The sequence below is a fragment of the Marinobacter sp. ES-1 genome (assembly GCF_000475255.1).
Lineage (GTDB): Bacteria > Pseudomonadota > Gammaproteobacteria > Pseudomonadales > Oleiphilaceae > Marinobacter > Marinobacter vinifirmus.
In genome coordinates, this window is record NZ_AXBV01000043.1 from 101109 (window position 1) to 126580 (window position 25472).

17 protein-coding genes are annotated in these 25472 nt (G+C 59.0%); 15 read left to right on the forward strand and 2 right to left on the reverse strand.

Features of this window, described 5'->3' with window-relative positions; translation table 11 throughout:
* Positions 1-12 precede the first annotated feature (12 nt).
* From Q668_RS08745 to Q668_RS08815, 15 genes are all read left to right on the forward strand, one after another.
* The gene (locus Q668_RS08745; protein ID WP_022989233.1) at positions 13-717 is read left to right on the forward strand and encodes a succinate dehydrogenase iron-sulfur subunit; all 705 of its coding nucleotides are present in this window, start codon (positions 13-15) and stop codon (positions 715-717) included.
* Positions 718-1035: 318 nt separating this feature from the next.
* Positions 1036-3873, forward strand: coding sequence for a 2-oxoglutarate dehydrogenase E1 component (locus Q668_RS08750; RefSeq protein ID WP_022989234.1), 2838 nt, complete (start codon positions 1036-1038; stop codon positions 3871-3873).
* Positions 3874-3898: 25 nt separating this feature from the next.
* On the forward strand, positions 3899-5113 hold the full coding sequence (gene odhB, locus Q668_RS08755) for a 2-oxoglutarate dehydrogenase complex dihydrolipoyllysine-residue succinyltransferase (protein ID WP_022989235.1): 1215 nt from the start codon (positions 3899-3901) through the stop codon (positions 5111-5113).
* Between the two features lie 35 nt (positions 5114-5148).
* A complete protein-coding gene (gene lpdA, locus Q668_RS08760) occupies positions 5149-6591 on the forward strand; it encodes a dihydrolipoyl dehydrogenase (protein ID WP_022989236.1) in 1443 nt (480 codons plus the stop codon).
* 94 nt (positions 6592-6685) lie between these two features.
* Positions 6686-7852: an ADP-forming succinate--CoA ligase subunit beta gene (gene sucC / locus Q668_RS08765; protein ID WP_022989237.1), complete on the forward strand. Its 1167-nt coding sequence runs from the start codon at positions 6686-6688 to the stop codon at positions 7850-7852.
* Complete coding sequence (sucD, locus tag Q668_RS08770; protein ID WP_022989238.1) at positions 7852-8724, forward strand: succinate--CoA ligase subunit alpha; 873 nt, start codon at positions 7852-7854, stop codon at positions 8722-8724. The genes sucC and sucD overlap by 1 nt, the downstream gene beginning before the upstream one ends.
* A 202-nt stretch (positions 8725-8926) precedes the next feature.
* On the forward strand, positions 8927-10141 hold the full coding sequence (locus tag Q668_RS08775) for a tryptophan--tRNA ligase (protein ID WP_022989239.1): 1215 nt from the start codon (positions 8927-8929) through the stop codon (positions 10139-10141).
* Positions 10142-10177: 36 nt separating this feature from the next.
* Positions 10178-11005, forward strand: a complete 828-nt coding sequence (locus Q668_RS08780) for a segregation and condensation protein A (protein WP_022989240.1) — start codon at positions 10178-10180, stop codon at positions 11003-11005.
* 15 nt (positions 11006-11020) lie between these two features.
* Complete coding sequence (scpB, locus tag Q668_RS08785; protein ID WP_022989241.1) at positions 11021-11632, forward strand: SMC-Scp complex subunit ScpB; 612 nt, start codon at positions 11021-11023, stop codon at positions 11630-11632.
* 38 nt (positions 11633-11670) lie between these two features.
* Complete coding sequence (gene rluB, locus Q668_RS08790; RefSeq protein ID WP_022989242.1) at positions 11671-12633, forward strand: 23S rRNA pseudouridine(2605) synthase RluB; 963 nt, start codon at positions 11671-11673, stop codon at positions 12631-12633.
* A 125-nt stretch (positions 12634-12758) separates the two neighbouring features.
* Positions 12759-13439: a GntR family transcriptional regulator gene (locus Q668_RS08795; RefSeq protein WP_022989243.1), complete on the forward strand. Its 681-nt coding sequence runs from the start codon at positions 12759-12761 to the stop codon at positions 13437-13439.
* 1 nt (position 13440) lies between these two features.
* Positions 13441-16935, forward strand: coding sequence for a chromosome segregation protein SMC (gene smc / locus Q668_RS08800; RefSeq protein WP_022989244.1), 3495 nt, complete (start codon positions 13441-13443; stop codon positions 16933-16935).
* Between the two features lie 122 nt (positions 16936-17057).
* Positions 17058-18002 carry a cell division protein ZipA gene (gene zipA, locus Q668_RS08805; RefSeq protein WP_022989245.1) on the forward strand — a complete coding sequence of 315 codons (945 nt, stop codon included), beginning with the start codon at positions 17058-17060 and terminating at the stop codon, positions 18000-18002.
* A gap of 24 nt (positions 18003-18026) precedes the next feature.
* Positions 18027-20063, forward strand: coding sequence for an NAD-dependent DNA ligase LigA (ligA, locus tag Q668_RS08810; RefSeq protein WP_022989246.1), 2037 nt, complete (start codon positions 18027-18029; stop codon positions 20061-20063).
* A gap of 150 nt (positions 20064-20213) precedes the next feature.
* Positions 20214-22850, forward strand: a complete 2637-nt coding sequence (locus tag Q668_RS08815; RefSeq protein ID WP_022989247.1) for a hypothetical protein — start codon at positions 20214-20216, stop codon at positions 22848-22850.
* 29 nt (positions 22851-22879) lie between these two features.
* On the opposite strand, the gene mnmC is transcribed toward Q668_RS08815, so the two are convergent.
* Both mnmC and Q668_RS08825 read right to left on the reverse strand, forming a co-directional pair.
* Positions 22880-24757 (reverse strand): bifunctional tRNA (5-methylaminomethyl-2-thiouridine)(34)-methyltransferase MnmD/FAD-dependent 5-carboxymethylaminomethyl-2-thiouridine(34) oxidoreductase MnmC, encoded by a 1878-nt coding sequence (gene mnmC, locus Q668_RS08820; protein ID WP_022989248.1) that lies wholly within the window; start codon positions 24755-24757, stop codon positions 22880-22882.
* A 4-nt stretch (positions 24758-24761) separates the two neighbouring features.
* Complete coding sequence (locus Q668_RS08825) at positions 24762-25370, reverse strand: peptidylprolyl isomerase (protein ID WP_022989249.1); 609 nt, start codon at positions 25368-25370, stop codon at positions 24762-24764.
* Positions 25371-25472: the final 102 nt, after the last annotated feature.

Consider the following 25472-nt stretch of genomic DNA (forward strand, 5'->3'; position numbering starts at 1 on the left):
GGTATCCTGAATATGTTGGTAAGCCTGTATCGCTTTAATCCGGAAACCGATAATGCCCCTTACATGCAGGATGTCGAAATCGAGATTCCTGCGGGCAAAGATCTCATGGTTCTGGATGTTCTGAACCTGGTGAAGGAAAAAGATCCTTCCATGAGCTATCGTCGTTCCTGCCGTGAGGGTGTTTGCGGCTCTGATGGCATGAACATGAACGGCAAGAACGGCCTGGCTTGTATCACTCCGGTGTCGGATGTGGTCAAGAACAACAAGCTGGTTCTGCGCCCGCTGCCGGGCCTGCCGGTTATCCGTGACCTGGTCGTGGATATGAGTCTGTTCTACAAGCAGTACGAAAAAGTTATGCCGTACCTTGTAAACGACAACCCGGCCCCGGCCATCGAGCGTCTTCAGACGCCGGAAGATCGTGAAAAGCTGGACGGCCTGTACGAGTGTATTCTGTGTGCATGCTGCTCCACCGCTTGTCCGTCGTTCTGGTGGAACCCTGACAAGTTCATTGGTCCGTCTGGCCTGCTGCAGGCCTACCGCTTCCTGGCGGACAGCCGCGACACTGCCCAGGCAGAGCGACTGGCGAACCTGGATGACCCGTTCAGCGTCTTCCGCTGCCGCGGCATCATGAACTGCGTAAGTGTGTGTCCGAAAGGCCTGAACCCCACAAAGGCGATTGGCCATATCCGGAACCTGTTGCTGCAGCGAGCCACCTGACCGGCAAAATTTGCAGCATCAGCTATACTGGTGCTCTGACACCAGTTAGTACCCTCGAAGGCCTCGCTATATGCGGGGCCTTCAACCAAAGGCTTATAGTCAAAAGTCTTATCGGGGTGCAAACTTATGCGCGCTGTCTGCTTGGGCTTATCCAGTCTGGCTGATGGCGCAGCTGAGTATAAAAATCACTGGGGACGGAAAACATCCTTGCAGGGTGTGGTGGCCAAAAGTCATGCCGTAATAACCCGTATTGACTGAGATTTACCCCTGGCCGACCATACTCGCTCCCCCGCACCAGCCCAAGGTGAGCTATTCAAAATGCACGAAAGCATCATGGAGCAGTTATGGCAGACTTCCCACCTGCAAGGTGGAAATCTGGCCTACGTTGAACAGCTTTTTGAGACCTACCTGACAGACCCCAATTCAGTTCCCGAAGAGTGGAGAAGCTACTTCGACAAGCTTCCGAGTGTTGATGGCTATAAAGGCCGCGACATCGTTCACTCGACCATCCGCGAACAGTTCGAGCATATCTCCCGCAACCAGCGTTTTCTTGCCAGTAGTGGTGTGCCTGCAAGCGCCACGTCAGATGCTGACAAGAAGCAGATCCGTGTTCTGCAGCTGATTAATGCGTACCGTTTCCGTGGTCACCAGGAATCAAAGCTCGATCCGCTGGGCGTCTGGCAGCGTCAGCCTGTTGAAGATCTCGAGCCCTCGTTCCACGAACTGGGCGAGTCTGACCTGGATCTCGAATTCCAGACAGGTTCACTGAATTTCGGCTCCGAGACCATGAAGCTCGGAGACATCGTGCAAGGCTTGCGCCAGACCTATTGCGAAAGCATTGGCGCCGAATATATGCACGTGGTGGATACCCGCATCAAGCGTTGGTTCCAGCAGCGGATGGAGCCAGTGCGCTCCCGCCCTGAGTACGAAGCGGAAACCCGCAAGCACGTGCTCGAGCGTCTCACCGCTGCCGAAGGCCTGGAAAAATATCTGGGCTCCCGTTATCCGGGCGTCAAGCGTTTTGGCCTGGAAGGTGGCGAAAGCCTGATTCCGTGCCTGGACGAACTGATCCAGCGGGCCGGCTCCTACGGTGCCAAGGAAATCGTGCTGGGCATGGCACACCGTGGCCGTCTGAACGTGTTGATAAACACCCTGGGCAAGAATCCGAAGGAACTGTTTGACGAGTTCGAGGGCAAGAAGCTCGCGGATTCCGGCTCCGGTGATGTGAAATACCACCAGGGCTTCTCGTCCAACGTGATGACTCCGGGTGGCGAAGTGCACCTGGCAATGGCATTCAACCCGTCACACCTGGAAATCGTATCTCCGGTGGTTGAGGGTTCTGTCCGTGCCCGCCAGGATCGTCGTGGCGATACCGACGGCAGCACTGTGCTTCCGATCGTTATGCACGGCGACGCGGCCTTTGCCGGGCAGGGCGTTGTGATGGAAACCTTCCAGATGTCCCAGACCCGGGGCTTCGGTGTAGGTGGCACCATCCACATCGTCATCAACAACCAGGTTGGCTTTACCACCAGCAAGCAGGAAGACGCCCGTTCTACCGAGTACTGTACCGATGTGGCGAAAATGGTTCAGGCGCCGATTCTGCACGTGAATGCAGACGACCCAGAAGCCGTGCTGTTTGTAACCCAGATGGCCATGGACTACCGCAACGAGTTCAAGCGGGACGTGGTTATCGATCTGGTTTGCTACCGTCGCCGTGGCCACAACGAGGCCGACGAGCCGGCTGCTACCCAGCCGCTGATGTACGACAAGATCCGCAAGCTGAAAACCACTCGCGCTCTGTACGCAGATCAGCTGGTTGAAGCCGGTGTGATCAGCGAAGACGAAGCCAAGCAGATGGAGAACGACTACCGTGACGCACTCGACAAGGGTGAGCACGTGGTCAAGTCACTGGTCAAAGAGCCCAACAAAGAGCTCTACGTTGACTGGACTCCGTACCTGGGCCACGAGTGGACTGCCAAGTGCAAGACCAGCGTTGCCCTGAAAACGATCCAGAAGCTGGGCAAGAAACTGACTCAGGTTCCGGAAGGCTTCAGCATCCAGCGCCAGGTTTCCAAGATCGTTAACGATCGGGAAAAGATGACTGCCGGTGCCCTGTCTATGAACTGGGGCTATGGCGAGATGATGGCGTACGCCACCTTGCTGAACGAAGGTCACCCGATCCGTCTGACCGGCCAGGACGTTGGCCGTGGTACCTTCTCGCACCGCCACGCGGTACTGCACAACCAGAAGGATGGCTCTACCCACGTTGCGCTGAAAGAGCTGGCCGAAGACCAGCCGAAATTCGAAATCTATGACTCGCTGCTGTCTGAAGAAGCGGTTATGGCCTTCGAATACGGTTACAGCACCACCACGCCGAACGCACTGATTGTTTGGGAAGCCCAGTTCGGTGACTTCGCCAACGGTGCCCAGGTGGTGATCGACCAGTTCCTGACCAGTGGCGAGCACAAGTGGGGCCGTCTGTGTGGCCTGACCCTGCTGCTGCCTCATGGTTACGAAGGGCAGGGGCCAGAGCACAGCTCCGCGCGCCTGGAGCGTTTCCTGCAGCTGTGTGCCGAGCACAATATCCAGGTCTGCGTACCCACCACGCCGTCCCAGGTATTCCACATGCTGCGTCGCCAGGTGAAGCGCCCGCTGCGTAAGCCGCTGGTTGCGATCACACCGAAGAGCCTGCTGCGTCACAAAGAGGCGATCTCCGGCCTGGATGACCTGACCTCAGGTACCTTCCAGACAGTACTGCCCGAGAAAGAACCTTCTGATCCGAAGAAAGTCACCCGTGTGATCATGTGTAGCGGAAAAGTCTACTATGATCTTCTGGAGAAGAAGAAAGCCGACGAGCGTGACGATGTGGCCATCGTTCGCCTCGAGCAGTTGTATCCGTTCCCGGCAGACGATCTGGACGAAATTCTGGGCCAGTACACCAAGCTCAAGAGCGCGGTCTGGTGTCAGGAAGAGCCTATGAACCAGGGCGCCTGGTACTGCAGTCAGCACCACATGCGGCACGCACTGCAGCGCCTGAACCCGAAACTGCACCTTGAGTACGCCGGTCGTGATGCTTCTGCTGCTCCTGCCTGTGGACACATGTCTGTTCACATCGAAGAGCAGAAGAAACTGGTTAACGACGCGTTTGGAATCTGACGAGCTACCGAACTAAGGATTTGTAATGTCAACTGAGATTAAAGCCCCCGTTTTCCCTGAGTCGGTTGCCGAAGGCACCGTCGCGACCTGGCACAAGCAGCCTGGTGAAGCCTGCTCCCGTGACGAGCTGATTGTCGATATTGAAACCGACAAGGTTGTGCTCGAAGTGGTTGCACCGGCTGATGGTGTGATTGAAGAAATTGTTAAAGGCGAAGGCGACACCTGCGAAAGCGGTGAAGTGATCGGCCGATTCAAGGAAGGCGCCGCAGGCGAGTCCAAGCCTGTTGAAAGCAAGCCGGAAGCCAAGGCCGAAGCGCCCAAGGAAGAAGCTGCTGCTTCCTCCGGCGACGCTATCCTGAGCCCGGCTGCCCGCAAGCTGGCCGAAGAGAACAGCGTTGATCCGGCTGCTGTAAAGGGCACCGGTAAAGACGGTCGTGTCACCAAGGAAGACGTTCAGAACCACGTAGACAGCAACAAGTCTTCCGGTGCTGCCGCCGCCAAGCCGGCCGCTGCTCCGGCGCTGGAAGTTGCCCAGGGCGAGCGCGCCGAGAAGCGCGTTCCGATGACCCGCCTGCGTGCCAGCATCGCCAAGCGCCTGGTGGATGCCCAGCAGACCGCCGCTATGCTGACTACGTTCAACGAAGTGAACATGGCTCCGATCATGGAACTGCGCAAGCAGTACCAGGAAAGCTTTGTGAAGCGCCACGGTATCAAGCTGGGCTTCATGTCTTTCTTCACCAAGGCAGCGACCGAAGCCCTGAAGCGCTTCCCGGCCGTTAACGCGTCCATCGACGGTAACGACATGGTTTACCACGGTTACCAGGACGTAGGCGTAGCCGTATCTACCGACCGTGGCCTGGTTGTGCCGGTTCTGCGCGACACCGACGCCATGGGCCTGGCCGACATCGAGAAGAAGATTGTCGAGTACGGTACCAAGGCGAAGGAAGGCAAGCTGGGCATTGAAGAAATGACCGGCGGCACCTTCACCATCACCAACGGTGGTATTTTCGGTTCCCTGATCTCCACGCCGATCCTGAACCCACCGCAGACTGCGATTCTGGGTATGCACAAGATCCAGGAGCGCCCGATGGCGGTGAACGGCAAGGTTGAAATCCTGCCGATGATGTACCTCGCGCTGTCATACGATCACCGTATGATCGACGGTAAGGAAGCGGTGCAGTTCCTGGTTGCGATCAAGGAAATGCTGGAAGACCCGGCCCGTATCCTGCTGGACGTATAAGCTGACACTCAACGAATTCGATAACAGGAAAGATTATGTCCGATAAGTTCGACGTTATTGTCATTGGCGCAGGCCCCGGCGGTTACGTGGCTGCCATCAAGGCAGCCCAGCTGGGTCTGAAAACTGCCTGTGTGGAATCCTGGACCGGTAAAGACGGCAAAAGCCAGGTTCTGGGCGGCACCTGCCTGAACGTGGGCTGTATCCCGTCCAAGGCGCTGCTGGAAGTGACTCACAAGTTCGAGGAAGCGAGCCACGACTACGAGTCTATGGGTATCCTGGCCAAGGGCGTCGAGATCGACGTTGCCAAGATGATGGAGCGCAAAGAGGGCATCGTTAAGCAGCTGACTGGCGGCATCGCCGGCCTGTTCAAAGCGAATGGTGTGACCCCCATCCATGGCCACGGCAAGCTGCTGGCGGGTCGCAAGGTTGAGGTAACCGACAAAGACGGCAACACCAAGACCTACGAAGCTGACAACGTTATTCTGGCGACCGGCTCCAAGCCTATCGAAATCCCGCCGGCACCGTTCGACGGCGAGTACATTGTCGATTCCGAGGGCGCGCTGGAGTTTTCCGAAGTGCCCAAGCGCCTGGGCATCATCGGTGCCGGTGTTATCGGCCTGGAACTGGGCAGCGTCTGGGCCCGCCTGGGCGCGGAAGTGACCGTGATCGAAGCCCAGGACACCTTCCTGCCGGTAGTTGACCAGCAGGTTGCCAAGGATGCTCTGAAGCAGTTCAAGAAGCAGGGCCTGAACATCATTACCGGTGCCCGTATGACCGGTGCTGAAGTGAAGCGCAAGCTGGTTTATGTGAACTACGAAGACTCCAAGGGCAAGCAGGAAGCCAAGTTCGACAAACTGATTGTTGCTGTTGGCCGTCGTCCGTACACCGATGGTGCGCTGGCGGAAGATTCCGGCGTAACCATGGATGAGCGCGGCTTCATTTTTGTAGACGACAACTGCAAGACCGAAGCCCCTGGCGTATGGGCCGTAGGTGACATCGTTCGTGGTCCGATGCTGGCACATAAAGCGTCTGAAGAAGGCGTGATGGTTGCCGAGCGCATCGCCGGCCACAAGCCGCAGGTCAATTACGACTGCATTCCCAACGTAATCTACACCGCGCCGGAAGTTGCCTGGGTTGGCAAGACCGAAGAGCAGCTGAAAGCCGAAGGTGAAGAGTACAACGTGGGCACTTTCCCGTTTGCGGCCAACGGCCGTGCCATGGCGGCGAACGCCACCGGTGGTATGGTCAAGATCATCGCAGACGCGAAGACCGACCGCATTCTGGGCTTCCACGTAGTTGGTCCCCAGGCTTCTGAAATCGTTGCCCAGGGCGTGATCGCCATGGAATTCGGTTCCAGTGCCGAAGATCTGGCCCTGACCTGTTTCGCGCACCCGACTCTGTCCGAGTCTGTGCATGAGGCGGCCCTGGCCGTTGCCGGCGGGGCGATTCACGTCGCTAACCGTCGCAAGAAGAAATAATTCGTTATCGGATTGAGCGGGGCGCCTTCGGGCGCCCCGCTGCCGGTTACTCTCCGTACGTGGTTATCATCCATCTAAAGACGGGACATTAACTATGAATTTGCACGAATATCAGGGCAAACAGCTTTTCGCTGAATATGGCCTGCCAGTCTCCAAGGGCATCGCCTGCGATACGCCTCAAGAAGCTGTTGACGCTGCTACCGAAATCGGCGGCGACGCATGGGTTGTCAAAGCACAGGTTCACGCTGGTGGCCGTGGTAAGGCCGGCGGTGTAAAGCTGGTTAAAGACAAAGAAGAAATCCGTGCCTTCGCTCAGAAGTGGCTGGGCCAGAACCTGGTAACCTACCAGACTGACGAAAACGGCCAACCGGTCAGTAAAATCCTGGTTGAGTCCCTGACCGACATCGACCAGGAACTGTACCTGGGCGCGGTTGTAGACCGTGGCACCCGCCGTATCGTGTTCATGGCGTCTACTGAAGGCGGCGTTGAAATCGAGAAGGTAGCCGAAGAAACTCCGGAAAAAATCCTGAAAGCCGAGATCGATCCGCTGGTAGGCGCGCAGCCTTACCAGGGCCGCGAACTGGCTTTCAAGCTGGGCCTGGAAGGCAAGCAAATCGGACAGTTCACCAAGATCTTCCTGGGTCTGGCCAAGCTGTTCGAAGAGTGCGACCTGGCACTGGTCGAGATCAACCCGCTGGTTATCACTCCGGCCGGTGACCTGCACTGCCTGGACGCCAAGATCAGCGTAGACGGCAATGCCCTGTACCGTCAGAAGAAAATCCACGAGATGCGTGATCCTTCCCAGGAAGACCCCCGTGAAGCCGAAGCGGCCAAGTGGGAACTGAACTACGTAGCCCTGGAAGGCAACATCGGCTGTATGGTTAACGGCGCAGGCCTGGCCATGGGCACCATGGACATCATCAAGCTTGCCGGCGGCCAGCCTGCGAACTTCCTGGACGTAGGCGGCGGCGCTACCAAAGAGCGCGTTACCGAAGCGTTCAAGATCATCCTGTCTGACGACGCGGTACAGGCCGTTCTGGTTAACATCTTCGGTGGTATTGTTCGCTGCGACATGATCGCAGAGGGCATCATCGGTGCGGTTAAAGAAGTCGGCGTTAAAGTGCCTGTTGTGGTTCGTCTGGAAGGCAACAACGCGGAGCTGGGTACCAAGGTACTCGCCGAAAGTGGCCTGAACATCATCGCCGCCACCAGCCTGGCGGATGCCGCAGAGCAAGTCGTTAAAGCCGCAGGGGGTAAATAATGAGCATCCTGATCAATAAAGACACCAAGGTTATCTGCCAGGGCTTTACCGGCGCACAGGGTACTTTCCACTCTGAGCAAGCCATTGCCTACGGCACCAAGATGGTTGGCGGTGTAAGCCCGGGTAAGGGCGGTACCGAGCACCTGGGCCTGCCGGTGTTCAACACCGTTCGTGACGCCGTAGAGCAGACCGGTGCCGAGGCTACCGTGATCTATGTACCGGCGCCGTTTTGTAAAGACGCCATCATTGAAGCGGCTGATGCCGGCATCAAGCTGATCGTATGTATCACTGAAGGCATCCCGACCATCGACATGCTGTACGCCAAAGAATACGTTGACCGTAAAGGCGTTCGCATGATTGGCCCGAACTGCCCGGGTGTCATCACTCCGGACGAGTGCAAGATCGGCATCATGCCTGGCCATATCCACAAGAAGGGTAAGGTTGGCATCGTATCCCGCTCCGGCACCCTGACTTACGAAGCCGTCAAGCAGACTACGGACTACGGTTTCGGCCAGTCTACCTGTATCGGTATCGGTGGTGACCCGATTCCTGGCTCCAACTTCATCGACATTCTGAAGTTGCTGCAGGAAGATCCGGAAACCGAAGCCATCGTGATGATCGGTGAAATCGGTGGTACCGCTGAAGAAGAAGCCGCTGCGTTCATCAAAGAGAACGTCACCAAGCCTGTGGTTTCCTACATTGCCGGTGTTACTGCACCTCCAGGAAAGCGTATGGGCCACGCGGGCGCCATCATCTCTGGTGGTAAGGGTACTGCAGACGAGAAGTTTGCCGCCCTGGAAGACGCCGGCGTTAAAACCGTGCGCAGCCTGGCCGAAATCGGCAAGGCCCTGAAGGAAGTGACCGGCTGGTAATCAGTCCCGTTTCAAGCCTTTAACAAAACCCCCGGATTCGCGAGAATTCCGGGGGTTTTGCGTTATGTTGCCAGGCTTTTGATTCGCTCTGCTTAACGCAGGGCAGTGTTGCGTCTATAATGCCCGGTCAGCCCGTTTCCCGTGGCAGTATGTATTCTGGCGGAAAAGGGTACTTTATAAATAGAAAGAAGGAGTTCGTGCTTTGAGTTCTGTCGATTCCCAGCAAAGAGTGTTGTCCGGCATGCGTCCGACCGGCAAGCTGCACCTCGGGCACTACCACGGTGTGCTGAAAAACTGGGTCAAGCTCCAGCACGAGTATGAGTGCTTCTTCTTCGTCGCAGACTGGCATGCCTTGACCACCCAGTACGACAACACCTCCGGTATCGAGCAGAGTGTTTGGGACATGGTCATCGACTGGCTGGCCGCCGGCGTGAACCCGGGTTCCTCAACCATGTTCATTCAGTCCCAGGTGCCGGAACACGCTGAGTTGCACCTCCTGTTGTCCATGATCACGCCGCTGGGATGGCTCGAGCGGATTCCAACCTACAAAGACCAGCAGGAAAAGCTCAGGGAAAAGGATCTTGCCACCTATGGTTTCCTGGGTTACCCGCTGCTGCAGACAGCGGATATCCTGATGTATCGTGCCGGTAAAGTGCCAGTCGGCGCAGACCAGGTTTCCCATGTGGAGATTACCAGGGAAATCGCCCGTCGCTTTAACCATATCTACGGTCGGGAGCCCAACTTCGAAGAGCTTTCGGAAGCGGCCATCGTCAAGATGGGCAAGAAGAACGCCAAGCTCTACCGCAACCTGAAGAAACGTTATCAGGAAGAGGGCGATGTAGAAGCCCTGGAAACTGCCCGGGCACTGTTGAAAGAGCAGCAGAATATTTCCTTGGGCGACCGCGAGCGGTTGTATGGCTACATCGAAGGCGGCGGCAAGGTGATTCTGCCTGAGCCCCAGCCGCTGCTGACCCCGGAATCCAAGATGCCGGGCCTGGACGGACAGAAGATGTCCAAGTCCTACAATAACTACATTGGCCTGCGGGAAGAGCCGGACAGCGTGGCACAGAAAGTCCGTACCATGCAGACCGACCCGCAGCGGGTGCGCCGAACCGATCCGGGCGAACCGGAAAAATGCCCGGTATGGGGCATGCACAAAGTGTATTCCGACGAGAAAACCTGCACCTGGGTGCAGGAAGGTTGTCGCAGTGCCGGCATTGGCTGCCTGGATTGCAAAAAGCCGCTGATTGACGCCATTATCGAAGAACAGAAACCGCTGCACGAGCGGGCCAGGGAATATGAGGGCAACCCGGACCTGGTTCGCTCTATCCTTGAAGAGGGGCGTGAGCAGGCCCGTGATGCCGCCCGCGATACCCTTGAGGAAGTTCGTGCCGCCATGGGGCTCAGTTACCGCTGATCCGGGCCGGGCAACCCCGACCAGAGGTGAACAGGTATGACGGACGAAAGCACGGAAGTGGCTGACGCCCCGGCGGATACCCCGGTGCAGGAACCCCTTGCGCGGGTGTCGGGCAAGCCCCTGGTCGACCTGCCGAAAGACCTTTACATTCCACCCGATGCACTGGCAGTTTTCCTGGAGGCCTTTGAGGGGCCCCTGGACTTGTTGCTGTACCTGATTCGCCGCCAGAACATGAACATTCTGGATATCGACGTCAGCGAGATCACCCGCCAGTACATGGACTACATCGGTGCCGTGGAAGCTATGCGCTTCGAACTGGCGGCCGAGTACCTGGTGATGGCTGCCACCCTGGCGGAGATCAAGTCCCGGATGTTACTGCCCCGCCAGGAAAGTGACGACGACGATGATATCGATCCGAGGGCAGAGCTGATCCGTCGGCTGCAGCAATATGAGCGGTTCAAGCAGGCGGCCGAAGATATCGACGAAATGCCCCGCATGGAGCGGGACACCTTTGCCGCTTCTGCCGCATTACCGAAGTTGCCGTCGTCCCAGCCGCACCCGGATGTCGATATGAGGGAGCTACTGCTGGCACTGCGTAGAGTGCTTCAACGGGCCGATCTGTTCACCAGCCACCATGTGGAGAGGGAACGGCTGTCTACCCGGGAACGCATGTCCCATATCCTGGCCAGCCTTCAGGGAGACCGGTTCGTGACCTTCGAAAGCCTGTTCACCATTGAAGAAGGCCGGCTTGGTGTGGTGGTAACCTTTCTGGCAACACTGGAACTGGTGAAGGAACAGCTGATTGAAATTGTGCAGGCAGAGGTTCTCGGGTCCATTCACGTGCGCGCCCGTGCTGCCAGCTAAGGGATATCCGGAACCATGAACGAAGAACAGTTGGACCGCATTCGTTGTATTGCCGAGGCCGCCCTGCTGGCCGCCGGAAAGCCCCTGTCACTGGATCAGCTCCGGGAGTTGTTCGACGAGGGCGAACGTCCGGCCCGGCAGGTTATGGAGCACGTGCTGGTGCTGCTGGAGCAGTCCTGTGAAGGCCGCGGTTTCGAGTTGAAGAAAGTGGCCAGCGGTTACCGGCTGCAGGTCAGGGAAGAGTTCGCGCCCTGGGTTGGCCGGCTGTTCGAGGAAAAGCCCCAGCGGTATTCCCGGGCGTTGCTGGAAACCCTGGCACTGATCGCCTACCGGCAACCGATTACCCGGGGCGAGATTGAAGAAATCCGTGGCGTTACGGTAAGCAGCAATATCATTCGCACCCTGCTTGAGCGAGAGTGGGTGCGAGTAGTAGGCCATCGGGATGTGCCGGGCAGGCCGGCCATGTATGCCACTACCCGGCAATTTCTTGATTATTTCAACCTGACCGGGCTCGATGAGTTGCCTCCGTTATCGGAAGTGCGGGACCTCGAAGAGATCGGCCGGGAGATAGAACGCAATATGCAGGGCGGAATCGAACTCGACGCGCCCGACCAGACACTCCACTGATGCCACCGGCGTCAGCTATTCAGTAAAGGATGTAATACATGGCGGCACCTAGCCCCGGAAAACCAGGCGCAGCAAAGAAACCGGCTCGCGGCGACCAGGCCCTGAGTGAAGGCCCGGAGCGAATTCAGAAACTGCTGGCCCGTGCAGGTGCCGGGTCACGCCGGGAAATCGAAGGCTGGATGGAATCCGGCCGCCTGCTGGTCAACGGCCAGCCAGCACAGCCCGGCCAGAAAGCCACCATTGACGACACCTTTGAACTTGACGGCAAGGTGCTGGATGTAAGTTCCGCCGCCGAAGTCGTGCGCCGGGTGCTGATCTACAACAAACCCGAAGGGGAGGTCACCAGCCGGAAAGACCCGGAAGGCCGCCCGACGGTATTCGACCGGCTGCCTCGGCTGAAAGACCAGCGTTGGATTTCCATTGGCCGGCTGGATATCAACACCACCGGCCTGGTGCTGTTCACCACCGACGGCGAGCTGGCCAACCGGTTGATGCACCCGTCTCGCCAGATTGACCGGGAGTATGCGGTCCGGGTGTTTGGTGAAGTAGACGACGCCATGCTCGAGCGTTTGCGTGAAGGTGTCCTGCTGGATGACGGTATGGCCAAGTTTTCCGATATCTCACCGGCCGGCGGCAGCGGCATGAACCGCTGGTTTCACGTTACCCTGCTGGAAGGCCGCAACCGGGAAGTCCGCCGCCTGTGGGAATCCCAGGGGGTGCGGGTAAGCCGCCTGAAACGCGTTCGTTACGGGCCGATTTTCCTGCCCAGCCGCCTGACCCTGGGCAAGTGGGAAGAGCTGGACCAGAAAGCGGTCGATACCCTGAGCCGCACGGTCGACCTCGCGCCAGTCAGCATTCCCCAGAAAACACCGGGCCAGAAAGCCGCCGACGATCGCAAGCGCCGGAAGAGCCCCGGAAAATCCCTTCAGCGCGCCCGCAAAGGCAGCTGGCAGGTGTCTGACTCCGCCCCGGCGCGCCCTCAGCGTAAACCCCGCAGCTGATATCTCAACGGCTCCACCCCGACGGCCGGCAATCAAAATGTCAGACAAGGGGTGGGGCCGGCAAAAGCCTGTGATAAACTCCTGCGTTTGATTGTTACGCGTTGGCAGAAGTGAGCATCAGGTCTATGAGATTTCAGGCACCGGAAAGCCTTTCCGAACAGATCGCCCAGCATATTGGCCAGAGAATCGTCATTCGGGACCTCAAGCCCGGCGAGCGTATTCAGGAGCTCAAGGTTGCCGGAGAGCTGAACGTCAGCCGCGGCTCGGTGCGTGAGGCGCTGCTGATCCTTGAACGCCGGCACCTGGTCGAAATCTACCCGCGCCGCGGTGCCGTGGTGTCTGACCTGACCCCCGCCTCGGTCAACGCACTCTACGACATCTATATTGACCTGCTGTGCATGCTCGGGCGCAAGGTGCTTGAGCGCTGGTCCGGTGACGAGCTGGGCGGCGTGATGAGCCAGGTGCGGGAAATGCAGGCGGTGATTGATGCCCTCAATTCCCAGGCTCCGGATGCCGCCGAACGGGTGATCGAGGCTGGTTTTGGCGTTATGCGCTACGCCTACAGCCTGGTTGAAAATCCGTTCCTGGAAGAAACCCTGGAAAACTTCCGGCCCGCCATCAGCCGCACCTACTACGTGGCCCTGGACCACTTCCGCAGTGAAATCGCCGAAACCGGCACGTTCTTCCGGAACCTCGCCGATGCCGCCGTAACCGGCGATACCGACCGCCTGCAAAACGTCATCCGGGATTTCGGTGAACACCAGCGCCAACAGGTACTGAGCATTCTCACGGAGGAGAACGCCTGATATGCGGCTCAAGTCCATCAAACTGGCCGGCTTTAAATCCTTTGTTGATCCAACCACTGTGCCGTTTCCGTCTAACATGACGGCGGTGGTGGGGCCGAACGGTTGTGGCAAATCCAATATCATCGACGCCGTACGCTGGGTAATGGGCGAGAGCTCCGCAAAATACCTGCGGGGCGAATCCATGACCGACGTTATCTTTAACGGTTCCAGCGCCCGCAAGCCGGTGGGGCAGGCCTCCATCGAACTGGTGTTTGATAACACCGAAGGCAAGGCGCCCGGCGAATTCGTGAAATTCAACGAGATCTCGGTCAAGCGGAGGGTCTCCCGGGAAGGCCAGTCCGAATACTTCCTGAATGGCTCCAAGTGCCGCCGCCGTGATATCACAGATCTGTTTCTGGGTACCGGCCTGGGGCCACGCAGCTACGCCATTATCGAACAGGGCATGATTTCCCGGTTGATTGAAGCCAAGCCGGAGGAGTTGCGGGTCTATATCGAAGAAGCCGCCGGCATTTCCAAGTACAAGGAACGCCGCCGGGAAACCGAAAACCGCATCAAGCGCACCCAGGAAAACCTCGACCGCCTGACCGACCTTAGGGAAGAGCTGGGCCGCCAGTTGCAGCACCTGGAGCGCCAGGCCGCCGCTGCGGAAAAGTACAAAGCCTACAAGCAGGAAGAGCGTCAGAAAAAAGCGGAACTCACAGTGTTGCGCTGGAAGGCCCTGGATAACGACCTGCAAACCTGGCGTGGCAAGATCCGCGATGCCGAACTGGAGCTGGAAAAGCTCCTGACCGAGCGGGTGAACCTGGAAACCTCCCTGGAATCCCTGCGCGAAGCCCACCACGAACGCACCGAACAATTTAACCGAGCCCAGGCCCGGTACTATGAAGCTGGCGCAGACATTGCCCGTATCGAGCAAAGTATCGAACACCAGCGCGAGCGCAGCCGCCAGACCGCTGCCGAGCTGGACCAGGCCATGGCCAACCAGCGGGAGCTGGCCCGGGAACTGCAACAGGACGAAGACAAGCTGGCCGCTATCCAGGAAGAGCTGGATATGCTGGAGCCCGAGCAGGAAAGCCTGGCGATCCGGGCCGAGGAATCCGGCGAGAAGCTCCAGCAGGCCGAGGATGCCATGAGCGACTGGCAGCATCGCTGGGATGAATTCAGCACCCGATCCGCCGACGCTCGCCGCCAGGCAGAGCTTGCCCAGTCCCGCATCCGTTCGCTGGAAGACGCCATCGAGCAGCTGCGCAACCGCAAACAGAAACTGCACGACGAGAACGAACTGCTGGAAGGCCAGCTGGACCGGGCAGAGCTGGAAGACCTTCTGGAACAGCAGGAAACCCTGGAGCTCCAGCGGGAAGAAGCCCGGGAGCGAATTCAGTCTCTGCAGGATGACGTTTATAACGCCCGCCAGAAACTCCGCGATGCCGAACAGCAGGTGCAGGAGCATCGCCAGCGGGTGCAAAGCCTGCGGGCTTCCCTGGAGTCCCAGCAATCCCTGCTGGACGAACAGATGGGCAGCCAGGACGATGCGCTGCAACAATGGCTTTCAGATAACGGCCTTTCCGATGCGCCCCGGCTGGCGACCCGCCTGGCAATCGAAGACGGCTGGGAGTTTGCCGTTGAGCAGGTAATAGGCCGGTTCACCCAGGGCCTTTCGTTGCCCGGCTTTGATCAGCTGACGGGCGCGCTGGAACAGGCACCCAGAGGCCTGGCGGTCGTTTCGGAAAATGGCCATGGCAGCCCGGAAAGCTCCGGGCTTGCCGCCAAGGTATCCGGCGTTCCGGCGCTGGATGCCATGCTGGCAAACATTGATGTGGCGGAATCTGCCGCCGATGCACTCGCGCGCCGTGACCAACTGGCGCCGTCCGCGAGCCTGATTACCCGTGAAGGTATCTGGGTGGCCCGGGACTGGGTGCTGATGCCGGATTCCGACGCCGGGCAGATAGGCGTGATCGAGCGTCAGAAAAAGGTCACAGAGCTGGAGGCCCGGCTGGCGGAAGCCGAAGAGCGGCTTGGCATAGCTGAAGAAGAGCTGGAACGTCTGCAGGAGCAGGGGGAACGGGCTGAGGCCGCCAGGGAGCAAGCCCAGGCCAGAATCGGCGAAACCGAGCGCGAGCTGGGCGTGCTGGCGTCCCGTGCCAGCGGCCTGAAGGCCCGTGCAGAGCAAATAGAGGCACGGTTGTCCCGCATTCGAGACGATATCGAAGAAGTCACCGCGAGCCTGGAAGACCAGCAGGAAAGCCTGCTGGAGGCCCGGGAAGAGTGGGATATTGCGCTGGCCTCCAGTGAAGACAGCGATGAAGAAAAAGAACGCCTGCTGGAGCATCGGGACAGCCTTCGTGAAAACCTGGACCGCTTGCGCCAGGACGCCCGCCACGACCGCGACCATAGCCACCAGCTTCAACTGCAATTGCAGACGCTGCAAAGCCAGCGCGATAGCCTGAAACAGACCATCGACCGGATGCAGCTGCAAAAAGAAAGGCTGGAGGAGCGGCTTGAGGTGCTGCGGGAGGCCCGGGAAAGTGCCGAGGAGCCGGTGGAAGACCTGCAGATGCAGCTCGAAGGGCTTCTGGAGCGCCGGCTGGCGGAAGAGGAAAAACTCAGCACCGCCCGGGATGCCCTGGAAGATATCGATCGCGAAGTCCGGGACCGGGAGCAGGGCCGCAGCCGCACAGACCACGTGGTTCAGGATGTTCGCGCACAGCTTGAAAAACTCAAGATGGAATCCCAAGCGCTGGAGATCCGCTCGGGCAATCATATTGAACAACTCAAAGAGTTAGACGTAAAACTTCAGGTAATACTTGAACAATTGCCGGAGGATGCCGAAGAGAAAGCCTGGGCGGAAGAACTGGAAAAAATCGGTAACCGTATCCAACGGCTTGGCGCGATCAACCTGGCCGCCATCGAGGAATACCAGGTACAGGGCGAGCGCAAGAACTACCTGGACGAGCAGCACAACGATCTTATCGAGGCCCTGGAAACCCTGGATAGCGCCATCCGCAAGATCGACCGGGAAACCCGCCAGCGTTTCAAGGAAACCTTCGACCAGGTGAACGGTGGCCTGCAGGCACTGTTCCCGAAAGTGTTCGGGGGAGGCAGTGCCTACCTGGAACTGACCGGCGAAGACCTGCTGGAAACCGGTGTTGCGATCATGGCCCGGCCGCCGGGCAAGAAGAACAGCACCATCCACCTGTTGTCGGGTGGTGAAAAAGCCCTGACGGCCATTGCCCTGGTATTCTCCATTTTCCAGCTCAACCCGGCGCCCTTCTGTATGCTGGATGAGGTGGACGCTCCGCTGGACGATGCCAACGTTGGCCGCTATGCCAATATGGTCAAAGAGATGTCCAAACAGGTACAGTTTATCTACATTACCCATAACAAGATTGCCATGGAGCTGGCCGACCAGTTGATGGGTGTAACCATGCACGAACCGGGCTGTTCGCGACTGGTATCAGTAGACGTAGAAGAGGCAGCGGCCCTGGCCGAAGCCTGAAGGGTTGGCGAATAAGCCGTCAACCATGACAATAACGCCATCTGGGCCCGGTGTGCGTTGTATTCAGTACCGGCTTTTCTTAGAGTAACAACAGTTCCGAACTGCAAACAGGACAGCAGCTTATGTCACTTAGGGAATGGTTAATCGCCATAGGTACCCTGGTTATTATTGGAATCGTGGTTGACGGTATTCGCCGTATGCGTCGCGCCCGAAAGGAATCCATGGCGATTTCGTCAGGCATGGGAGCCGGTGACCTGAAAGAGTCGCCGCTGGATGACGACTACAATCCGGAACTGCCGAACGGCGGCGCCCGCATCGTCTCCCGGGGGAACCTGGAAGAGCGTGGCTATGTAACCCGTGACACGTCCGAATCGGACGGTTTTGACGACGAAGTGGAGCCCGAAACCGGTTGGGGGGCGATTGATGACGAGCCCCAGGAGTCTGTCCAGGTTCAGGTGCCGTCGCGGCCCGAACAGCCGGAGCCGCTAGCGGAACCGGAACCGGAGCCCGAGCCGGTGGTGGAGCCCGCGGCTGAACCTCCGGTTGTCACCTCCGAGGTGGAAGAAGATACCGCCCGCCGGGAACCTGCGGCGCCTCGTGGTAACCAGCCCCTGGCCGGCGCCAACCGGCCGGAAGCCAGGGAAGTACTGGTCATCAACGTGTTGTCCCGCAGTGGCGAGGAATTCTCTGGCCCGGTTTTGAAAAAGCTGTTCGAAGCCTGTGGCCTGGAACACGGTGACTTGGATATTTACCATCGCCATGAAGGCTCCGACACCACCACGCCCGTGCAGTTCAGTGTGGCGAATGCGGTAGAGCCGGGCACCTTCCGGCCACAGGATTTGGCCACCATGAAAACCCCGGGAATCAGTTTCTTTATGAGCCTGCCGGGGCCGTCAAACGCCATGCAGGCCTTCGATTTCATGCTGGAAACCGCCCAGACAGTGGTGCGCAACATGGGCGGTGAACTCAAAGACGAGCGCCGCAGCGTGATGACACCGCAGACCATCGAGCATTGCCGCCAGCGCATCCGCGAATTCGAACGCAAACAACGTTCCCATCGGGCCTAACACCCAGCCAGGACTCCCGACCTGATGACCAAAGCTTCTGCAGACATCCAGCAGCGCGTAGCCGAGCTACGCGCCGCGATTGAAGACCACAATTACTACTACTACGTTCTGGACGAGCCCAGAATTCCCGATGCCGAATATGACCGCCTGTTCCGGGAGCTCCAGAAACTGGAGCAGGAACACCCGGAGCTGGCCTCGGACGACTCGCCCACCCGCAGGGTAGGCAGCACCCGGGACACCAGCTTCGCCGAAGTCACCCACCGGCTGCCCATGCTCTCGCTGGACAATGCCTTCAGCGAAGACGAACTCCGGGACTTCGACCGCCGTATCCGCGATCGACTGAACACCGAAGACGCCATTGAGTATGTCTGTGAGCCCAAACTGGATGGCCTGGCGGTCAGCCTGCACTATGAAAACGGTTTGCTGACCCGCGCCGCCACCCGGGGCGATGGCTACACGGGTGAAGACATTACCGCCAACATTCGAACCATTCCTTCCGTGCCCCTGAAACTTCGGGGCAGTGGCTATCCGGAATTGCTCGAGGTTCGGGGTGAGGTGTATATGCCCAAGGCCGGGTTCGAGAAGCTGAACCAGCGGCTGGCGGAGCAGGGCGAGAAGACCTTCGTGAACCCGCGCAATGCCGCCGCCGGCAGCCTTCGCCAGAAGAAATCCACGGTCACCGCCAAACGGCCGCTGGAGTTCTGTGCCTACAGCATGGCCGTTACCGATGAAAGCGTGCTGCCCGGCACCCACTGGGACAGCCTGCAGCTGGTGAGTGGCTGGGGTTTCCGGATCAACCCGGAAATGCGCAAGGCCAGCGGGGCGGAAGCCTGCTTGCAGGCTTACAGAGAGTTGTTGGAAAAGCGCGACAGTCTGCCCTATGAAATCGACGGCATCGTATTCAAGGTCAACCGGCTGGACCTGCAGGAGCAGCTGGGCTTTGTGTCTCGGGCGCCGCGCTGGGCCATTGCCTACAAGTTTCCTGCCCAGGAAGAGCTGACGGTCATCGAAGACGTGGAATTTCAGGTGGGTCGCACCGGCGCGGTTACCCCGGTGGCACGCCTGAAACCGGTGTTTGTCGGCGGAGTAACGGTTTCTAACGCCACCCTGCACAACATGGATGAAATCCGCCGGCTGGATGTCCACATTGGCGATACGGTAATTATTCGCCGGGCAGGGGATGTGATTCCGCAGGTGGTGAAGGTGGTGCCGGAAAAACGCCCGGCTAACGCGCCCTCCGTTGAAATGCCCGCGCATTGTCCGGTCTGCGATTCCGACATCGTCCAGATTGAGGGCGAGGCCGTGGCTCGCTGTTCGGGCGGCCTGTATTGCCCGGCCCAGCGCAAGGAAGCCATCCGCCACTACGCCTCCCGCAAGGCGATGGATATCGAAGGTCTGGGCGATCGGCTGATTGAAGTGCTGGTGGATGAAGGCATGGTGAGCACCGTGGCGGACCTGTACCGGTTGACCAAATTCCAGCTGGCCAGCCTGGAGCGCATGGGTGACAAGTCTGCCGACAAGCTGGTGGCGGCCATCGACCGCTCCCGCAACCCGGTACTCTGGCGCTTCCTGTATGCGCTGGGTATCCGGGAAGTGGGTGAGGCCACGGCCAAGTCCCTGGCGTCCCATTTCGGAACCCTGGAGGCGATTGCAAAGGCAGATGAGGACGCCCTGCAGCTGGTTCAGGATGTCGGCCCCATCGTGGCCGGCCATATCCGAAGTTTCTTTGACCAGCCCCATAACCAGGAAACCCTGCAAGCGCTTAAAGACGCCGGTGTTACCTGGCAGGAAGAGCAGGTAGTGGCGGCCGATGAGCAGCCGTTAAAGGGTGAAACCTGGGTAATCACTGGCACTTTGTCCCGAATGACCCGAGACCAGGCCAAGGAAAAGCTGGAACGCCTGGGGGCGAAGGTAGCTGGCAGCGTCTCCAAAAAGACCGCTTGCGTGGTGGCTGGCGAGGCGGCCGGCTCCAAGCTCACCAAAGCTGAGCAGCTGGGCGTGCCGGTTCTGGACGAAGACGGCCTGCTGGCCCTGCTCAAGGAGCACGGCTTAGAGGCCTGAAGCCCGCTGGCCGGTGAATCTGAGAACTCGCGCAGATCCCCCGGAGAACAAATTGGCTACCATGGCGTTGACCTGTAACGGTGTGTAAACCGGTTTGCTGCACGCAACCGGACACCGCCATAACAACAACGTCTTGAAACGGATTTTTGCATGCGCGCCGATTTGTTTACCCGCACTTTTTCGACGGGCCGGCTTGCGGGCCTGGCTCTGGTTGCCCTGGCCGCGGCCGGCTGTAAAACCGAAAAGGATCCGGACGCCCCCACATTGCTGGGCGCACCGCCTGCCACCGCATACATCGGCGTTGAGTATTACTACAACTGGGGTGCCTACGGCGGCGAAGGCATCCTCGATTATTCCCTCACCAATGCACCGGCCTGGCTGGCCCTGGAAGATACCAGCAACAAGGCCCGGCAGGGCGTCATCATGCGCGGTGTGCCGGGGCTGACCGGCGGCGAGCGCGGCCTGGACGACCTTGGTAAAACCGAAGATATCGATATCGTTACCACTGATGGTCGTCTGGCCGGGTTCCAGCCGTTTGATATCGAAGTGAAGCACAACCTGGTTTCAGTGGAGGCACCGGAGTTTACCGAAGGTGAATCACCGGAGATCAGTGCTCCCAGGGGTGAACACTGTGCATTGCCGGAGCTTGAGCCGGAAGGCGCCCACAGTGTTTCCGAAACGGCTGCCCAGCCAACCCGCCGGGTGTATGCCAAAGTCCGGCTTGAACGGCCATCTGTTACCCGAGTTTCCATTGCATTCCAGCTGGAGTCGGATTTCACCTGTGAAGATCCCGTTGGAGCTATTTCCCAGGACTGCCATTCCGCCGACAGTAATATGGGCCGTGCGATTGTCGGGCAGGACATTGTCGCTCTTGGCAGCGGCTCGGACCACCCGGTTGATGAAGACGGCAATGAGCTGGCCTACGTGACGTACCAGGAAGGCCCCGAAGGCTTCTACGACCGGGGTGTCGTTACCCTGGAGCCCGGTATCAGTGAATGCTATATCCCGCTGGAAGTGATTGATGACAAGGTGGCAGAACCCACCGAGCAGGCTCGGCTGGCCCTTACGGAGGTTCGTGATGGCCTGGCGTCTCTTGGCAATAATAACGCCGGTATCAGCACCAACCTGGCCATTGCCGATAACGAACCGATGGTTGCCCTGCGAACCCTGAACGGCGGCACCAGGGACACGCTGAATGTTGACCCGGAGGTGACCGATGTAACCTCTGCGGGTTACAACGAGGAGCAGGTTTACGCTGCCATCCTGACTGGCGAGCGGGAAGGGCAGGTAAATGTAAAACTGACGGTTAGCGAACAGGGTTCTACCGTTGGAACCGGAGATTTTGTGATTGTCCAGGCCCCCGAGACTCTTCAGGGCCTTACGCTGGATCCTGAGCCCGGGACTAATGAACTGGTGTTCCCGGCAGGCGTGAACGAAGTGCAGTTCAGTATTACCGCGAAGGACTACGCAGACACCGCCGAAAGCCTGCATGACCGCCTCGCGATCCTGGTTGTTGATGTTAAGGGTCAGGCCGGCCTCGAGAACTTTGCCCGGGGCGAAAGCGACGAGCTGATGACCCTGAGCTTTAACCGACAGATAACGCCGCTGACCTGGACGGATGGATTTGTGCCCACAGACATGGCTACGGGAGCGCAGGGTGAACTGTATGTGGCGGGTCGTGGCGCGGATGATGTGCTGCAGGTGCGGATCTACGACCAGAAAGGCGTGCAGTCGGGCTCCACGCTTGAATTGAATGCCGGCGCAACGGCAGCGGCCACGGAGGTTTACCTGGCACTGGGTAAGCGAACCGAGCGGGTTGACGGTCGCAGTATAACCTACGAAGAGTTGGTGGTGGCTTATTCTGACGCTGGTGAGGCTGTTGTGGAGTTATACCGCAAAGACGGGGACACCGGTGTCTACGGACCGGTATTCGACAACTACAGGCTTGCGTTTGGCTCCTCCGGCAATGATTCCGTCAAACGAGTGGGCTATCAGGGTACCAATGGCAACCTAGTGGTTGCCGGTGAATCCGACGGCGCCTGGGGTGGACAGAGCAATTCCGGAGGCATCGACACCTTCCTGGCGGTGGTTGAAACCATCGGTGAGGAACTCAAGCTGAAAGAGGTCCGCCAGGAAGGCTCAACCGGCAACGACCGGGTAGCTGGTGCCAGCACAGAGTTCTCAACACCGATGGTATTTGGCTATGCGCCCGGCGTGGTTGATGGCAACGGTACTGTGGGACCGTTCTTCTATTCGGGCACGGCAGACGGCGCGGTATACGGTATTGGTGGTGATGCCTCGGAACAGCTCCGCCACGGCTTGTATGCAAACAGTACCGCATGGCTGATCGGTGACGGCCCCTGGAGCTACAGTCTTACCGAAGTGGAAGAGGGCGATAACGAGCTGGAGCGCACAACAGGTGCAATGGCCGGGTTTGTACTGGGCTTCACCAGTACCGGCGTGCCCAAGGCTGCGTTCACCATTGCCTCCGTTGCAGACGCCGCTGTGAACTCCCTGGACAAGGGCGTAGCACTGGCAAGTGATGTGATTGCTGCCGGAACGCTGGATGGTGGCCAGGGCCTGTTGGCACGGGTGACCACCCAGAAGGATCCGGAGCTTTATCAGAGCTGGCAAAAAGCACTGGCGGAGCCGGGTGTGCAGTTCCTGGGCCTCGGCAACTACCGGGATGATGAGATCGTAGCGCTGGTGGATTCCGATACCGGACACCAGGTTCTTCTGTTCAGTCCGGAAGGGCGGTTGCTGACAGCTCCGGCTGATAATCCATGAGAAGTGGTCGGGTTATCCTCGGCCGCCAGTCAGTCCGGCTTGGGGTATAACCTCGAGCTTTCCACCCGGTGGATCAGCGGCTCCGGCAAGCTCAATGGCTGGCCGGTTATCCGGTCCGCCAGGTACTCTGCCATGAGTGGTGCCCAAGTCAGACCCTTGCTGCCATATCCGGTCAGCAGGTAGGCGCCCGGCACTTCCTGCCCGTTGTCATCCTTGAGTTCGCCAGCCACCGGCTGATAATCATGGCTGGCGCAACGGAAAGAAACCCGACCTGCAAGCTCGCTGGCATCAGGCCCATGGTCGCCCATGACGGCAGGCAGCAGCTCTGCCAGTTGCTCGATATTTTCCTGGTGGCTTTCCGGCGTCACGTCCGGGTTGTTGTCTCTCAGGTCAAAGGTCGCACCGGTTACTGCGATTCCACTCATGGCCGGGTTCAGGTACTTGGTTCCACAGATGACCGCCCCTGGCAGGTTATAGTTTTCTGCGGGCAAGCAGGTGACCTGTCCCCGAATCGGCTTCAGCCTCAGTTTGCCGTTGGCCGGGTTCAGGCTGGCGGACTCGTGACCGCCTGCAATCACCAGCCTCGCTGCGCTCAGCCGCTGGCCTTCCTGACTTTCAATCGTCCAGCCTTTGCCGTCAGACCTCACCGTGCGTACATTGAAACCAAATACCTGTTGGATTCCCGGGTGGTCGGCAAGGGCAGCGCAGGCCTTTGCCGGCTCAAGCCAGCCAGAACCGGGAAACCACAGGCCGCTGGCTGTTACCTTCAGGCCGGCGCGCTTCGAACCTAGCTCTTCATCCACCGGTTCCAGCAGTTCGGCCGGGTACTGGCAGCGTTCAAGGAACTTCTGCTGACGATGCTGCTCCTGCTCGTTGGAAGCAAGCTGCAGCAGGCCAGTGGGGTGCCAGAACTGTCCGGCCCAGCGCCGGTAATAGCGCTGGCTGAAACTCAACGCGGTTGCGGCCAGTTCGGTCTGGGCATTGTATTCCACGCCCAGCTTCACATAGAGCGCGCCCTGAGCATTACCGGAGGCACCGGCGCCGGGCTGATCGGCCCGGTCAACCAGCACAACGGGAACCCCCCGTTCCGCAAGGTTGCGGGCGAGGGTGGTACCGGCAATTCCGGCACCGATGATCGCCACCGGTGACCGGTCTGATGCACCGGAGTCGGCCCCGGAAACCTCAAGCTGGCCGGTGAGCATTTCCCGCTTGCGACCGAAACCCGGTACCTTTTGCATGGAAAACCCGGCATCGATCAGTGCCCGGCGCACCCGACCCACAGAGGTGAAGGTGGCCAGCGTGGTGCCGGGCTTGCTGTGGTTTCGAATCTGGCCAATGGCGTCTTCCAGCCACATCTCCGGATTCAGCGACGGGGCAAAGCCGTCCAGGAACCAGGCATCCGCCTTGAAGGAGAGGTCTCGGCAGGCGTCCAGAACATCACCGAAATATAACGTCAGCCGGATTCGCCCGCCCGCCAGTACCAGCCGGTGAGTACCCTGAATCAGTGGTGGGTAATGGGCGATGAGTTCGGCAGCCTGGGGGGCAAGCTCCGGCCAGAAAGACAGGGCTTTTTCCAGGTCACTCCGGGTCAGGGGAAACCGTTCCACAGACACAAAGTGCAGAATGGCAGAATCATCTTTCGGCCGGCAGTTGAACCACTCGGCCCAGGCGGCCAGGAAGTTCAGACCGGTACCAAAGCCGGTTTCCGCAACCACAAAATGACGGTTATCGGCCAGCTCAGCAAAGCGCTCCCGGAGCCGGTTGCGGCCGATGAATACATAGCGGGTTTCTTCCAGCCCGTTGTCGCGACTGAAGTACACATCACCAAAGCGGGCAGATTCCGGCACACCATCGCGCCAGACAAGATCCGCCGGCTCCATGGCCGGCGGCAGAACAGGGTTGGTCATAGAGTCAGTCTTCGGCAGCAGCCCGGGTTACCTGCTCGATGATCACAGAGCGAACGGGCACATCGGCCATGCCACGAATGCGGGCCGTTTTAACACCGGCAATGGCGTCCACCACATCCATGCCTTCTGTTACTTTACCAAATACCGCATAGCCGGCACCGTTGGCGCCCGGGTTCAGGTAGGGATTGTCGACCACGTTAATGAAGAACTGGGAGGTAGCGGAATCCGGTGCGCTGGTGCGGGCCATGGCAATGGTGCCCCGCTCGTTAGGCAGCTCGGCCGAGGCCTCGTTAACAATGGCCTCTTCGGTAGACTTGCGGGACATGTCTTCAGTAAATCCGCCGCCCTGAATCATGAAGTCGGCGATTACGCGGTGGAAAATCGTGCCGTTGTAGAAGCCTTTATCGACATAGCCCAGAAAGTTTTCGACCGTTTTGGGGGCGACATCCGGGCGCAGCTCCAGGGAAAAATCACCGTGAGAGGTTTCAAACCGCACTTCCGGACGCTCGTTTACAGGCCCTTCTGCCTGCACCGGAGCGGCACTCATGAGGGGCAGTGCGAGGGCAAACAGGACGGGCTTCACATTAAACAGGCTTTTTACGGTATTTGTCATTTCAACAGGACTCGCGGTTTCAGGAATGGATCGCTTGGCTGACATAATGTCTGAAATCGTAACCTGTGCACAATTCTAACAGATACTTAACCATTGAATGCC